Annotated in this window: 10 protein-coding genes; 6 read left to right on the forward strand and 4 right to left on the reverse strand. The window is 63.0% G+C overall.

The features are described 5' to 3' along the window. The first annotated feature begins 63 nt into the window (after positions 1 to 63). Positions 64 to 1,446, forward strand: coding sequence for a phosphomannomutase (locus tag BM397_RS12845; protein WP_092424572.1), 1,383 nt, complete (start codon positions 64 to 66; stop codon positions 1,444 to 1,446). A 109-nt stretch (positions 1,447 to 1,555) separates the two neighbouring features. On the opposite strand, the gene BM397_RS12850 is transcribed toward BM397_RS12845, so the two are convergent. Beyond that, entirely contained in the window at positions 1,556 to 2,791 is a 1,236-nt protein-coding gene (locus BM397_RS12850) for a polysaccharide biosynthesis/export family protein (RefSeq protein ID WP_176806636.1), read from the reverse strand. Between the two features lie 167 nt (positions 2,792 to 2,958). Then, entirely contained in the window at positions 2,959 to 3,642 is a 684-nt protein-coding gene (locus BM397_RS12855) for a sugar transferase (RefSeq protein WP_092424576.1), read from the reverse strand. Positions 3,643 to 4,331: 689 nt separating this feature from the next. On the opposite strand from BM397_RS12855, the gene BM397_RS12860 reads away from it, so the two are divergent. After that, a complete protein-coding gene (locus BM397_RS12860; protein WP_092424578.1) occupies positions 4,332 to 5,561 on the forward strand; it encodes a polysaccharide pyruvyl transferase family protein in 1,230 nt (409 codons plus the stop codon). On the opposite strand, the gene BM397_RS12865 is transcribed toward BM397_RS12860, so the two are convergent. Next, complete coding sequence (locus tag BM397_RS12865) at positions 5,519 to 6,766, reverse strand: glycosyltransferase (RefSeq protein WP_425425934.1); 1,248 nt, start codon at positions 6,764 to 6,766, stop codon at positions 5,519 to 5,521. The two genes, BM397_RS12860 and BM397_RS12865, sit on opposite strands and share 43 nt — an antisense overlap. Positions 6,767 to 7,086: 320 nt before the next feature. Between BM397_RS12865 and BM397_RS12870 the strand changes: the two genes are divergently transcribed. Further along, complete coding sequence (locus tag BM397_RS12870) at positions 7,087 to 7,800, forward strand: calcium-binding protein (protein WP_092424582.1); 714 nt, start codon at positions 7,087 to 7,089, stop codon at positions 7,798 to 7,800. A gap of 51 nt (positions 7,801 to 7,851) precedes the next feature. Here the strand turns inward: BM397_RS12870 and BM397_RS12875 are convergent, their stop codons facing one another. Further along, the gene (locus BM397_RS12875; RefSeq protein WP_143015376.1) at positions 7,852 to 9,561 is read right to left on the reverse strand and encodes a glycoside hydrolase family protein; all 1,710 of its coding nucleotides are present in this window, start codon (positions 9,559 to 9,561) and stop codon (positions 7,852 to 7,854) included. 339 nt (positions 9,562 to 9,900) lie between these two features. Here BM397_RS12875 and BM397_RS12880 point away from each other — a divergent pair, with 339 nt between their 5' ends. The 3 genes from BM397_RS12880 to BM397_RS12890 all read left to right on the forward strand — a co-directional run bounded on the left by BM397_RS12880 (position 9,901) and on the right by BM397_RS12890 (position 14,128). Beyond that, complete coding sequence (locus tag BM397_RS12880) at positions 9,901 to 10,824, forward strand: glycosyltransferase family 2 protein (RefSeq protein ID WP_092424586.1); 924 nt, start codon at positions 9,901 to 9,903, stop codon at positions 10,822 to 10,824. Positions 10,825 to 10,863: 39 nt separating this feature from the next. Further along, positions 10,864 to 11,790 carry a sulfotransferase family protein gene (locus BM397_RS12885; RefSeq protein ID WP_218124878.1) on the forward strand — a complete coding sequence of 309 codons (927 nt, stop codon included), beginning with the start codon at positions 10,864 to 10,866 and terminating at the stop codon, positions 11,788 to 11,790. Positions 11,791 to 11,965: 175 nt separating this feature from the next. Continuing rightward, complete coding sequence (locus BM397_RS12890; RefSeq protein ID WP_092424590.1) at positions 11,966 to 14,128, forward strand: GumC family protein; 2,163 nt, start codon at positions 11,966 to 11,968, stop codon at positions 14,126 to 14,128. The last annotated feature ends 28 nt before the right edge of the window (positions 14,129 to 14,156 follow it).

The raw sequence follows: 14,156 nt of genomic DNA on the forward strand, positions 1-14,156 counted from the left end.
TGTCCGGCCCGGAACACAGGCGAAGTACACTAGCAAAGTACACTGACGGAAAAGGGGCGCGCTATGGCACCCAAGTTTGGAACGAGCGGCCTGCGTGGCCTGGTGGCGGAGCTGACGCCCGAGCTGGTCGCGGACAATGTCCGGGCCTTCATCGCGGCCTGCGATCACGGCGGCACCATCTTCGTCGGCCAGGACCTGCGGCCCTCTAGCCCCCGCATTGCCGGGGATATCATCGCTGCGGCGCGGGCCGAGGGTATCCGGGTCGTCGACTGCGGTGCCTTGCCGACACCCGCGCTGGCCTACGCCGCGATGTCGGCGGGCGCCGGTGCGATCATGGTGACAGGGAGTCACATCCCCGCCGATCGGAACGGGCTGAAGTTTTACGTGCGTACGGGCGAGATCTCCAAGCGTGACGAAGCGGGGATCAGCGCGGCGCTCGGCCGCGGGGCGGCGGGCCTCGACGGAGCGCTCGAGAGTGATGGCGGCGCCGCCGGACGCTTTGTCGAGCGCTACACGTCGGCCTTTGGCCCCGCGGCGCTGGCGGGCCGGAAGATCGGGCTCTATGCCCATTCCGCGGTGGGCCGCGATGACCTGAAGGCGATGCTCGAGCGGATCGGCGCGGAGGTGGTCGAACTGGGCCGGTCCGACAGTTTCATTCCGGTGGACACCGAGGCGGTGGACCCGGACACCCGTGCTCAGATCGCGGCCTGGGTTTCCGAGCAGGGGCTCGATGCGCTGGTCTCCACCGATGGCGACAGCGACCGTCCGCTGCTTGCCGACGAGACTGGCGCAATCGTGCCCGGCGACATCATGGGGCAGATCACCGCCGAGGCGCTCGGTGCCGAGGCCGTGGTCACGCCGATCTCGTCAAATTCGGGGGTCACCCGCAAGGGGTTTTCCAAGGTGATGACCACGCGGATCGGTTCTCCTTTCGTGATCGGTGGGATGGAAGAGCTGGGCGGACAGGTCGTCGGCTACGAAGCCAACGGCGGTTTTCTTCTGGGATTTGACGCTCAAGGCCCGGCGGGGGTGTTGTCGGCCTTGCCGACCCGCGATTGCATGCTGCCGCTGATCGTGACGCTGGTGGCGGCGGGGAAAGGCACGGTCTCGGCCCGCGTCGCGCAGGAACCTCCGGTGATCACCATGGCGGATCGCTTGCAGGAAGTCCCGCAGGAGGCGTCGCAGCCGTTCGTCGCGCGTCTGCGCGATGCGCCGTCCGCCCGTGCAGAGTTTCTCGGCCTGCTGGGGGCGACGGAGGCCGCATGTGATCTGACGGACGGTGTACGGATGGGTCTGAGCGATGGCCGTATCGTGCACGTTCGCCCGTCTGGCAATGCGCCCGAGCTGCGGCTCTATGTCGAGGCCGCGGATCGTGACGCGGCCTCGATGCTGATGGACAAGGGGCTTGCAGCGCTTCGGGCTGCATTGTTCGAGACCTCGGCCTGAGCGCGGCGCAGGATCGGAGGCCCGATAGCGAGCTTCCTTCTTCTGCGCTGCCTCGGAACGCAAACGGGCCCCCGAGAAACTCGGGGGCCCGTTTGTCGTTTTTGGGTGCCTAGTTTGCTGCGAGGGTCGCGGCCTCGATCGAAACCATCAGCATGTCGCCGGGCAGGAGCCGGGTGGCCGGGGTGACGGTTCCGAGATCACCGCGGTCGGCACGCGGGCTGACAATCTGGAATGTCACGTCGATCGCATCCGACATGAGCAACGAACCCATGTTGCCGCCGGTGAGGATCGACAGGTGCTCCAGCTGGCGTGCGTAGCGGAGCTGGTTCGATGCCAAGGCGATCCGCGCCTCCTGCAAGCGTCGAAGATTTGTCTCGCGCTCGTTGGCGAGGAACTGCGACTGCGCGCGCTTTGCATCGCCGAGGGCCTGCGTCGCCGCGAGCCGCGCCGATTCAATCTCGAGAACCCGTGCGCGTGCATCTGCTTCGCGCTGCTCGACTGAGGACAGGCGCGACGCCGTCTGCAAACCGCGTTCCTGAAGGCTCTCTGCAGTGGCAAGGTCTTCGCTGGTCTGGGCAACGATCTCGCTCTGCACCGTCAGACGCTGCGAAAAAAGCTCCAACTGCTGTTCGATCGTGGTGATTTCCTGCTTCCACGACGCGAGAAGCTGGGTCCTCTGGCCGGCTTCGGTGGTGAGCGTTTCAGCCTCGTTGGCGATCAAGGCCTCGAGATCGATAGAGGCAGCGTTGGGGATCGCCTGCCGGAGCTGATCCGGCAGGGTGTATTCGGCACTGCCGGAGAGAGCAGCTTCGAGCCGCGCAATCTCGACCGCAGAGGCGGCGATATCGAGGTTGATACCTTGCATGGCACCCTCGGTTTCGACACGTGCACGGTCGATCTCCATCCGGCTGACCCCGGCTGCCTGGCTGCCGCCCGACAGCGCGAGTGCGGAGCCGACCGTCATTGCGGGCACATAGGGAAAGCTGCCGGGCCGAGTCACGTCGCCAGAAACGACGACGGGAGCGTATTCCAAGACGGAAAGCGTGATCTGAGGGGAGAGGTAGCTCCCCTCGTCGACCAGCCGCGTCTCGATCAGGGATTCGGCCTCGTCCAAGGACAGGCCAGCAACGACGACACCGCCAATGCTCGGCAGGCGGACTTCACCGTCAATATCGATGCTGAGGTCCTGCTCGAGGCCCTGGGAGGTGAAGCTGAGGGTGAGGCGGTCACCCGCCACGAGCTGATAGGGGGAGGAGAAGGCAGGAGCGCCGTTCAGCAATACGGTCGCTGCCATTGTCGCGATTGCCAGGCCTCTCATGCGGCGCAGCAGCGGAAAACTCGTCATGGTCAGTTTCTTCCTTCGGCCTTCAACGACGCGTCCGCTCAATACCGACGGCGGGCGCATCTCATGTACTGCTTCCGAAGTGAACGACAGCGCGGTGCAAATGCGCAAGGGAGAATGTTCACCCGGAGCTGGCCTTCTCACACAGAGCCTAGGAAAGACGCGTTGGCTTAATACCCAGTGCGCAGGAGAACGGATTTGACCGTCCGCCAGAGGATTTTCGCGTCTTCGCGCGGCGACAGCGAGCCGTAGTAGACCGCGTCGAGCTGAACCCGCTCTTCGTAGGTCAGATCATTGCGTCCAGAGACCTGCCAAAGGCCGGTGATGCCCGGGCGCAGTGCCAGATAGATCCAGCGGTGCTCGGCGTAGCGCTCTAGCTCGGGCTTGGTGACCGGACGCGGGCCGATGAGGCTCATCTCGCCCTTCAGCACGTTCCAGATCTGCGGCAGCTCATCCAGCGAGGACCTGCGCAGGAAAGAGCCGAAGTTGGTGACGCGCGGATCGTTGCGGAGTTTCTGGTCGCGTTCCCACTCGATCCGGGCGTCCGGGTCGGTGGCAAGCAGGTGCTCGAGCCGCGCTTTGGCATCCGGCACCATCGTGCGGATCTTCCAGCACTTGAAGAGCTGACCGTTCTGACCGACGCGTTCATGGCCGAAGAAGCCCGGGCCGCCTTCGAGCCGGACCGCGCAGTAGAGAACAGCGATGACCGGCAGCAATGCCGGAAGCATCAGGACGGCAAGCACAATGTCGAGCAGCCGTTTGGAGAGATCGCGATAGCTTTGGTTCGCACCATAGAGGGAGGAGTGCGCTATGGCTGTGGTGTTTCGCGTGGTGTCTGTCGAAAAGTTCGTCATATCTACATCCCAGCAGCGTCAATGTTTTGTTAAATGTGCGTCCAATGGATTTTCCCGGGACGGAGGGATCCCGGCTTAAAAATCTATGGCCTGCAGGACTTGTCACCGAGGTCATCGCTGACCTCCACTTCACGGTAGCTCGACACTTGTAACGGGCATAGGACGCTGCAGTTCCATGGCTTGGCCGTTTTTGGTGCGATCATAGTCAATTGAATCCCGTGTTATCAGTGGCTTGCTTCGATAATCGGCCTTGGTCGCCTGTCGCCTCAATGAGATTTTTTCTGCGGTGCAGTATTCTTTGTATGCGTGGTAGTAAGCCGTTGATTAAAACTCAGTCAAACGAAAAACGGGCGTTCGTCTAAATTTTGACATAGTTCGGGCGGAGCCTTGCCACTGTTAACCAAATCGCAACAGATTGTCTTTGGTTTCGCAGGGAAAATCCGAATCACTTCATCCGAAAACCGAGCCGATCTGAGGGTTGCCACGCCGTGCAAACGGCAACGAAAATCGCATGAAAAATAGGCGAAGCTGAGTCGATGATCGCGCGCGCCCCTCGGTGCAGGCGCATCTTCGCGTGCCGTTTCGATACACTCGGTGACGCGTGCGTTGCGCGGAGGGCTGGCAGTTGACGCGAGGCATAGTCTTGGTCATCCCTCGGGAGGGCGGAGCAGAAAAGATCGGACACCACCATGCTGATGACGGATCAAGGCGACGCGGGCGGGCATGTGATCCGCTGTTTGAACGTGAAATACAGCCCGAACCTCGGCGACGGTCTGCTTTCAGAATGTCTCGAGAAGGGATTGAAGCTACACGGAGCCTCCTCCGAGAGCTCGTCGATCGACCTCGCCGGGCGCACCGAGTTCGGTCAGACGATCACGGGCCGGGGCGCAGTCATGACGGTGCTCGATGCCCTGCCTGACGGGCTGCGCGGGCTTGCGGTGCGGGCGCCGCTCGCGCTGCAGTCACGGCGCAAGTGGGGGCCGCACTACGAGGCAGGCCTGATCGGCGCCGACGCAGTGGCCATCGGCGGCGGCAATCTTCTGTCGGATCATGATTTGAACTTCCCCACCAAACTGGCGCTGGCTCTGCGCACCGCCGCGGCGCGGCAGCTTCCGGTGGCGCTTTACGCCTGCGGGATGGGCGGGCATTGGAGCGTCGAGGGGGACCGCCGTATGCGCAGAGCGTTGCAGACGGGCGCGCTTGACGCGGTCTTCGTGCGGGACGGTGCATCGAAGGAGCGTTGGGATACCCGCTTTGGCGCGGAGTCCGGGAAGACCGCCGAGGTTGTGCGCGATCCGGGCCTTCTGGCTCAACAGACTTACGGAGTTGTTCCACGCGAAAAGGGCCGGGTGCCGGTCGTCGGGATCGGCATCATGAGCCACGTCGCGATCCGCTACCATGCCACCGCGTTGCTGGACGAGGATGGGCTGACGCAATGGTATATCGCCTTGATCCGCGAGCTCGCAGGGCGTGGCGCCAGAGTCGTGGTGTTCACCAATGGCGCGCCCGAGGACCTGGCCACGGTCGACCTTCTGCGCGCTCAGATCTCGGAACTTCCCGGTGACATCGAAATTTGCCGGCCTCGAACCCCGGCGGAGCTGTCGGCGATCGTCGGGGGCTGCGATGCCATTGTCGCCTACCGGATGCACGCGGTCATCGCCGCCTATTCGCATGGCGTGCCAGCGCTCGCGCTGAGCTGGGACGACAAGCTAGATGCTTTCATGGCGTCGATCGGGCGCGAAGACTGGATGGCGGATCCCGCCGACCTTCCCGCGGAGGCGGCGGCGGAGCGGGTGCTGCAAGCTGCCGAGGCGGGCCTCGACGAGGCGCGTCGCACGCAGGTTCTCGCCGAGGCGCTGGCCGATGTCGGCCGGCTTTATGCCGCGCTTTCGGATCGGATTGCCGTCGCGCGATCATAGAGCTCGAGCTGCGCGTCGATCCAGGCATCCGTGGTCAGGCACAGGTTGGCTTCGCCGGAGAAACCTTTCTCGCTCATCGCCCGGATCGTGTCGTCCGGCGTGTCGGCGACCTTGCGGAGCAGGGTCGCGAAGGCCTCCGGATCGCGTGTGTCGCAGGTCCAGCCAATGCGGTGACGGGCGATCTCGGCGCCGAGCAATGCGCTGTTCGAGACGATCACCGGCAAGCCGGCGAGCGAGGCCTCGGCCGCGACCAGCCCGAAAGGCTCCGGATAGCGTGAGGGCATGACAAGGGCACGCGCGCCCTGCGCCTCCGCGAGCATCCCCGCGCGGTCGAGCCAACCGGTGAAACGAACCTGCGGATGCTTTGCCGCGAGCGGCTCTCGCAGCGGGCCCTCGCCGGCAATGGTCAATGCCACTCCCGCGCGTTCCGCGGCAGCAATCAGCTCCTCGACGCCTTTTTCCGCCTCGACACGGCCGATGAACAGAATGCGGTCGTTCGCTTCGGCGGCAATGCGCGTTTCGGAAAGAGATGTTGCCGGGTTGCGCAGCGGAACAAGCCGCTCGGCAGGATAGCCCGCGTTTTCGAGGGAGGGCGCCATGTCCGGGTGGATCATGAGGATGCCGCCCCAGGGCGCATGGCGAGGCAGGCTCTTGCGCAGGACGAGCTGCCGCGAGACACGCCACATTTTCTGTGCGTAGCTGCGTTTGTCGCAATTGGTGGCGAGGCAGGAGGTCGAGAGGGGCGTACGCGTGCAGGGCTGCATCGCCTGGTAATCCATGAAGCCGCCATTCGGGCAGGCGAGAAAGAAGTCGTGGGCGTGGATGAACGTGCGTGGCGCGACGCGCTGGAGGGCGCTGAAGGCGGCCGGGGTCAAGGTCTTGGACCAGGAATGCACGTGGTAGACGGTGTCGGGTCCATCCTCGGCGGCGATCACCCGTTCGAGCATGGCCCGCACGTCACTGTTGTAGAGGCCGCGCGTTGCCGCGACATGGGGTGGTGCTTTCATCAACGGGTCGCTGCCGGCGTTGTAGAGCGTCACCCCAAGCTCGGCGAGCTCGGCATTGGGCTCGCGGTCCGCGGCGGCAAAGACCGTCTGAATGCCGCGACGCGCCAGTTCCCGGGCCTGCAGCAACGATAGCCCGGTGGCTCCGCCGCGTGCGACGCTGGCATCGTTAACAATAATGACTTTTCTCAAACGATTCACTCCGAAAGACGGTGACCGGACACTGCGTGCAACGCATAGGTCTGACCCTCAAAGGCGTAGTGGCGCCCCCAGGAGCGCGCAAGAGAATCGTTGCCGAAGAGGAGGTCGGGACAGGGCGCGGCGTGCAACATATGGGTGTAAATCCGGGCGTCAGCTTTACTTTTGCGCGCTTTGTCATTTCGGCCTCTTTTGCATGTTCTTCATTTTATACTTAATTTACAGAGGCTTGAGGAAAATTTTCTGCACCGCAGAGAGGGTATTAACGCATTCTTAAAAATAAGGCATAAATGTGTCGTTTTAGCGTGGATAGAGGCTCTTTCATGTCTTACTTTTTCTCTTCTTTCAGCTTGTTCTCGAGCTTGAAAAAACTGTTCGTTGCAAAACTGGACTATTTTTCGTCCTTCAAGTGCGATGACGATAAGTATGATGACGGCGGTCACCATGACGGCGGTCACCACGATGGTGGTGGACACGATGACGGTGGCTGTGATGGCGGCTGCCCCACCGGGGACCCGATTGGTACCGAGGTGATCAGGGGCACGGCCGAAGGTGATCTTCTGGAGACGACCGCCGGCTATGCCAGTACCATCGCCGGGAATTCCGGAGACGATACGATCAACGGCGGCGACTACGCCGACTATATCCTCGGGAACCGCGGAGATGATCTGATCAAAGGCGGTTGCGGCGACGACTCCCTCTATGGTGGAGAGAACGACGACACCATCTACGGCGGCGACGGCGATGACTTCATCTCCGGCGACGAAGGCGCCGATCTTCTCTACGGGGGCGAAGGGGCCGACACGTTCGAATTTGAATCAACCGACATCGGTGACGGGGCGGTCGATACGATTGCCGATTTCGACGGGGCCGAAGACATCATTTCGATCCCTGAGTACACCGCGGCAGAGTTGTCCTTCGACCTTGCGGCGAACGGCAGCGACGTAGAAATCTACGTCAACGATGTGCTCGAGGTCGTTGTGCTGGACTCGACGGTTGGCGAAGTAGAGGCGGCCACCGCCTACGCAATGGTCTGATCGAAGGCGCCGCGGCCGTTTCACTGTCGCGGCGCATCTTCGGGCCTGAGCTCAACTCCTGGACAGGCGGATGCTGTAGGTGGTCAGGTCGCCCTTTCGGGTGCCGTTCGGGCCGACCGACACCTCGAGCTGGTCGCCCTTGCGAAGCGTCACGCGAGACAGCTCGGCCTTTATCGGCTGCTTTCCAGTTTCAGCGAACAACTCCCTTTCGTTTAGCGTGATGCGAACGCTCACGCCGTCCTCACTGCGCTTGGCCGCGGCGAAACGGGAGGCGACGTCGATCACCTCATCCTCCGGCGCCGTGTATCGGTGAACGATCTCCACCGGGCTATCGGCCCGACCCCCGGGCAGCATCCCGTCGGCGCTGAGCCGGATGTTTCCGAAATCGGGATTGCCGCGGTAGGGATACCAGGGCGTTCCCTTGGCCTCCTGACCGGGAAGGGTGATCAGCGGAAACTCCTTGCCACCCCTGCGTGCGAACCTTTCAAAAGCATCCGCGCCGGCCTGGAATTCGGTATCCTCCGGATATGCGAACTGATCATTGCTGTCCGCGATCACTGCCGTGGAGCCAAACTTTACCTTGTTCGAGATGCCGCCGCCCTCGGCAATGAAGACCAGGGGCTCGTCTTCGCTGAGCGCCAGCGGGCCGGCAACTTCGGATCCGGCAGCATCATGGGCGCTGACACCCTCCGAGACTTCGATCGAGCGCGGCGCGCCCCAGACCACCATGACCGCGTCGCCGAATGTGCATCCGTAGCTGAATGGGCCCTGCGAGGCATCGGCGACCGGGCGGCCTTCCATGTTCTCCCGGATCAGCCGGAACGCCCGGCCAGCGGGTGTGATCTGTCCCTGCTTTGTGAACAGCGGAACCATGTCGTCGCCGCGCGCATTCAGCGGATACCAGATGGCATGTGTCACGCCGCCGAGCGCAAACTGGCAATAATTGCGCAGGAAATGGGAGGCGGCCTTTGAAGGATCGGGTTCGCCGAATTCCGTCACTTCCAACGGCAGTTCGGCGGCGTCGGGGTGACGGCGGAGCACCTCGATCTGCCGGACGAACTGCTCGGCGTCGGTGGTGTAGGGGTGGATGGCCAGCGCATCGATGTAAGCGGCACCGCCGGCATCGAGGACCTCCCAGAGATAGCCGACAGGGATCGAATGGGTCGCACCGCCGGAGATGCGGATACCGGGACGAGCGGCGCGGGCTTCGGACGACGCGGCCGCGAGCATGTCCACATAAGCGCGCGCGCGTTCCAACGCCGGCATCTTCTTCAGCGGACCTCGCACGAAATTGGTGCCGTTGAACTCATTGCCGATCTCAAGGCTGTCGACCTCGGGGAATTGGGTGACCACCTCGGCGGCGAAGGTTCCGAAGGCGGCGAGGGCTTCGGCGCTGTGCGGTGTGTCGCCGCCGTCATAGAGCTTGTTGCCCCAATTCAGCACCAGCGAGGCGGTCGCGCCTTGCGCGGCAATCTCTCGCGCAAAGGCAGTGCGCGGGTCATCGAAGACAAATCTGCCGGGCGCGGATTCGACACGATCCCAGACCATCCCGTCACGATAGGTGGCGACGCCTAATTTTTCGGCAAGTTCCATGGTGCCGGGCTGCCGCCCCTGCGAGAAATTGGATGCGGCGCCGAGGCGAGGTCCGACGGCCTGCCCCTCGTCGGCCTGAGCAATGCCGCTTTGGGCGGCTGCCAGCGCGACCAGCGCGGCAGGGGCAAGGGACTGAAAACGAGAGAGAAACGCCCGAACAGTAGACATCAATATGGCTCCACTTTGTCGACTTCACCAAACGGGGCGGCACGGAGGAGAGGTTGCCGCGGCCGAAGACCCGGGACGCCTGGGCCGGATTCGATGGTACCTCGGAGGCGTGGAAAGAAAAGACGCCGTCGCAAAGCCGTGAAGTCTGCCGCGAGCCGGGCCCGCAGATTGTTTCCGTGTGAGGGCCAATGCGCGCACTAAGCGAAAAAAATACCGCAGTGCAGCATTGATTGCGAGATTGTTGAGCCTTGGCGATTGACCGTCTGGAAACCCGGCGTCAGACTTGATGCAGTCTCGAGCAATCGGGACATTTTTTCTGATTTGTTACAGGAGCTTCCCATGGCGACCGGAGCCGACGACCGTATTGCGGTCATAATCTGTTCGGTAGGCCGCCCGACCTGCTTGGCGGAGCTCGTGCCGCATCTTGCGGCACAGACGCGGCCGGCCGATCGGGTGTTGTTCGTGGTCACCAAACCCGAGGATGTCGGCTTCGATCCTGCGCCCCTGTTCCCCGCACAGACGCAAGCCGAGGTGGTCTATTCGGAAAAGGGCCTGCCGCGGCAGCGCAATACCGGCCTCGACCACCTCGCAGGGGATTGCGGGATCATCGTCTTCTACGATGACGACTTCGTGCCCTCCCGCCATGCGCTCGCCGGACTGCAGCGGGCGTTTGCCGAGCTGCCGGAGGTCAATGGCATGACCGGGCACGTGATCGCCGATGGGATCAACGGGCTGGGCTTCGAGGACTCCGAGGCGCAGGAACTCGTCGCGCGCTACGACGCCGAGCTCGGCCTTGCGGACGGCGACGCACCCGCGCCGGCAATCATGCGTGAAGGCCTCGAGGGGCTCTACGGCTGCAACATGGCCTATCGCGGCGCGGCGCTGGGGGAGGCGCGGTTCGACGAGCGGTTGCCGCTCTACGGCTGGCAGGAAGATATTGACTTCGCGGCCCGCGTTCCGGGCAAGCGGATAAAGACCTCGGCCTTCGCCGGGGTGCATCGCGGCGCCAAGTCCGGCCGCGAGACCGCTGGACACCGGCTGGGCTACAGCCAGATGGTGAACCCGTGGTACCTGTGGCGCAAGGGAACCATGTCGGCGCGGTTCGCAGGAAGACTCGCGCTGCGCAACATGCTTGCCAACCACGCGAAGATGTTCCGTCCCGAGCCCTGGATCGACCGAAAGGGCAGGGCGGCGGGCAACCGAAAGGCCCTTCTGGAAATTCTGACAACCCGAGCGCGTCCAGAACGCATTCTGGACATGTGACGGGGGAGAAAAGAGATCAGCATGACGGTACAAGACCCTTTGACCTTCGATCCCCTCGCCGCGCCGACCGACCCGGCGCAGCGGGCACTGATGCCGAACCTGTTCGTGATCGGCGCTTCGAAATCCGGTTCCAGCGCTTTCCATGCCTATCTCAAACCGCACCCGGACATCTGCATGAGCCGCGAGAAGGAGCCGTGCTTCTTCGTCGACCAGAAAGAGCTGGAAGAGGCCTGGCCGATCATGGCGCGCCAGCCCTGCAGTCACGAGTGGCCAGCCTATCTGGATCTGTGGAAGGGCGGCGAGGGCGCCCGCTACCGTGGTGAAGGGTCGGTCTACTACTCACAGGCGCCGCATCGCTCGGGGGTCGCGGGACGCATCGCCTCGGCCTGTCCGGATGCGCGGATCATCTACACGGTGCGCGAACCGGTGGCGCGGGCGATCGGCCACTACTGGCAACGGTTCAAGGAGTTCCAGGAGCCGCTGCCACTCGACCGGGCGGTGCGCGAGAACGCGCTCTACCGCGATACCTCGGACTACGCGCTTCAGATGGGCGAGTACCTGAAGCATTTCGATCGCTCGCAGATTTTCGTGCTGGTTGCCGAAGACCTGCGGTCGCGTCGCCGGGAGGTGCTGTCCGAGGTGCTCGAATGGCTGGAGCTGGAGCCTTACGACTACACGGATTCCGAGATCACTGAACGGCACAAGTCTCCGCCGACGTCCCGGCGCGAGCGGTTTCCGCTGGTTTCGACCATTCGCGACTCGGCCCTGTGGGCGTCTGCCCGCAAACATCTTCCGAGCGCGGTGGTCGAAAAGCTGCGGAAAAGTGCGACGGTGGAATTCGACAAGAAGGATGTGGACGACTCCGAGGCGAAGGCATGGCTCGCCGATTATCTGGCCCCGCGCACGCGGGCCTTTGAAGAGATGATCGGCCGAGAGCTGCCTCAATGGAGTGCAGCCAGAAAGTGATCCTCCGAGATTGTGCCGCGACCCGCCACTCGGGTGTCGCGGTGCGCCATCCAAATCAACCCAGATACCCTTGAATCGAGCGGCATGGACTGGACCACTTGCGGGGCTCTCCAGTGCAAGCACAAACCAACGCGCATGGCTTTCGCCGACTAAATAATGTGAGGCTTTTCGGAAAATGTCCGTCGAAGAGAACAGCTATATTGAACTCAGCAGCATCTTCGCGAATGCGTGGCGGCGTAAGTGGATCATTGTCGCGGCGACGTTGCTGTGTGGGCTTCTTTCCTACGTACTGGTCGCTCAGGTCACGCCTCTCTACAGCGCGCGTTCCAGTGTTATGCTCGATCCGAGGTCCGTCCAGGTGCTGTCGTCGGACGCGGTGGTTTCGGACCTCACGCTCAACAACCCGCTGCTCGACACCGAGGTGTCCGTGCTGCGCTCGAACCTGCTTCTGACCGAAGTGGTGTCCAGCTTCCCGGCCGAGGATCTCGAGGCATTCGACCCCGCCAACCGCGAAAGGTCTTTCATCGAGAAGGGGAAAGGCGCGATCCGAGGCATGCTCTCAACGCTGGCGAGCCCGAAGAACCCGGCCGGAGAAACGGCGGTTGTCGCCAGAGATCCGGAGGAAATGCGTATCCAACGGCTCGTTGGCGCGCTCCGTCGAAGCATGACGGTGTGGCGTGAAGGCCAGTCGTACCTGATCTCGGTCTCGGTCGAAACCGAGGACCCTGAGCTGTCGATGCAGCTCGCCAATGCCGTCACCCAGACCTACATCGACCGTCAGATCAAGGACCGGGTCGGGGCGATCCAGGGCGCTACCCGCTTCCTGCAAGATCGTGTCACGCAGATGCGGATGAACGTCGAGGCAGCCGAGGCCGCGATAGAGGAGTTCCGCAAGACACAGCTTGCCGAGCGCGGGGTCTCGGTGACCACCGTCGACCAGCAATTGCTTGACCTGAGCACGCAGCTCGCGCTGTCGCGCGCTGATCTTGCGCAGGCGAGAGCGCGGTTTGATCAAATCGAAACGGTGATCGACAAGGACGGGTTCGAAGCTGCAGCGGAACTTCTGACCTCGCAGTTGGTCGTGTCGCTCCGGCAGCAGATTTCCGAGCTGGCCCGCGAAGATGCCGAGCTGGCGACGCGTTTCGGTGCGGAGCGCCCGGAACGACGCCGGATCGCCGCGGAACAAGCGAGCCTGTCGGACGAATTGACCGAGGAAGTGCGCAAGATCGTGGCGACGCTCCGCAATGATGTCGAGGTGGCGCGGATCCGAGAGAAGTCCATCCAGACCAGCGTGACCGAGATGGAGCAGCGCTCGTCCGAGATGTCTCAGGCCAATCTGGAGCTGCGGCAGCTTGAACGCGAAGCGGACGCCGCGCGCGAAACCTATCAGGAAATGCTCAATCGCCTGAACGAGACGCAATCGACCGAGCAGCTGCAGCGCGCCGATGCCCGGCTGGTCGAGATGGCGGTGGCACCGCGGGCGCCGTCCTCTCCGCGCGTCCTGCTCTTCAGTGCGCTGGGGGCAACGCTGGGTTTTGCGGGGAGTTTCATCGGCCTTTTCTTCTACATGATTTCGGGCGCGGGATTTACGAGCGCGCACCAGCTCTCGCAGGCTACGGGGCTGAAAGTCATTGCAACGCTGATGCGAGAGCCCTGGAAGTCGCCGAAGGACATGCTCGCCGCAATGCGGGACAAGCCCTATCAGGGTTTCGCTGAACGCGCCCGGCAATTGAGAACAGCTCTGCTTCTGAAGAAGACCTCGGGGAGCAGCGGCATGAGTGTCCTGCTGACGTCGGCGGCGCCGAACGAGGGCAAGACGTCGACCGCGCTGGCGCTCGCCTATCTCGAGGGAAGTCTGCAGCGCCGCTGCATCATCGTCGATTTCGATGTGCGCAAGTCCGAACTGTCGAAGCTGACGGGATACAAGAGCGAAACCGACCTTGCAGGCGTTCTGCTCGAGGGAAAGCCGATCGAAGATGCCATCTACGCCATGCCCAACATCGGGGCGGATCTGATCACGCTCAACGAGCCGACGCCTTACCTGATGGATATCTGCCCGCGCGAGAACGTGCGCGTGCTGATCGAGTACCTGAAAACGCAATACGAACTCGTCATCATGGATACAGCGCCTTTGCTCGCGGTTGCGGACACGCTTGCGTTGATCGGAGAGGCGGATGAGTATCTTCTGATGGTGCGTCATGACTCCACCTCGCGTCGTGCGGTCACGGATGCAGCGCGGAAGATGCTCGACCTCGGTGCCGAGTCGGTGTCGGTTGTGATGACAATGTCGGACCCGAAGTCCGGCGATGAGGTCTACGGCTACGCGGCCGACAACTGATCCGGGCAAACAGGTCTCGGCAAGGTAA

Origin of the sequence: Alloyangia pacifica (assembly GCF_900116195.1) — a bacterium.
In the GTDB taxonomy this organism is placed as follows: Bacteria; Pseudomonadota; Alphaproteobacteria; order Rhodobacterales; family Rhodobacteraceae; genus Salipiger; species Salipiger pacificus.

Bases quoted from the DNA above. Each gene is read 5' to 3' on its own strand.
- BM397_RS12845 (WP_092424572.1), top strand. From the start codon at position 64: ATGGCACCCAAGTTTGGAACGAGCGGCCTGCGTGGCCTGGTGGCGGAG.
- BM397_RS12850 (WP_176806636.1), bottom strand. From the start codon at position 2,791: ATGACGAGTTTTCCGCTGCTGCGCCGCATGAGAGGCCTGGCAATCGCG.
- BM397_RS12855 (WP_092424576.1), bottom strand. From the start codon at position 3,642: ATGACGAACTTTTCGACAGACACCACGCGAAACACCACAGCCATAGCG.
- BM397_RS12860 (WP_092424578.1), top strand. From the start codon at position 4,332: ATGCTGATGACGGATCAAGGCGACGCGGGCGGGCATGTGATCCGCTGT.
- BM397_RS12870 (WP_092424582.1), top strand. From the start codon at position 7,087: ATGTCTTACTTTTTCTCTTCTTTCAGCTTGTTCTCGAGCTTGAAAAAA.
- BM397_RS12875 (WP_143015376.1), bottom strand. From the start codon at position 9,561: ATGTCTACTGTTCGGGCGTTTCTCTCTCGTTTTCAGTCCCTTGCCCCT.
- BM397_RS12880 (WP_092424586.1), top strand. From the start codon at position 9,901: ATGGCGACCGGAGCCGACGACCGTATTGCGGTCATAATCTGTTCGGTA.
- BM397_RS12890 (WP_092424590.1), top strand. From the start codon at position 11,966: ATGTCCGTCGAAGAGAACAGCTATATTGAACTCAGCAGCATCTTCGCG.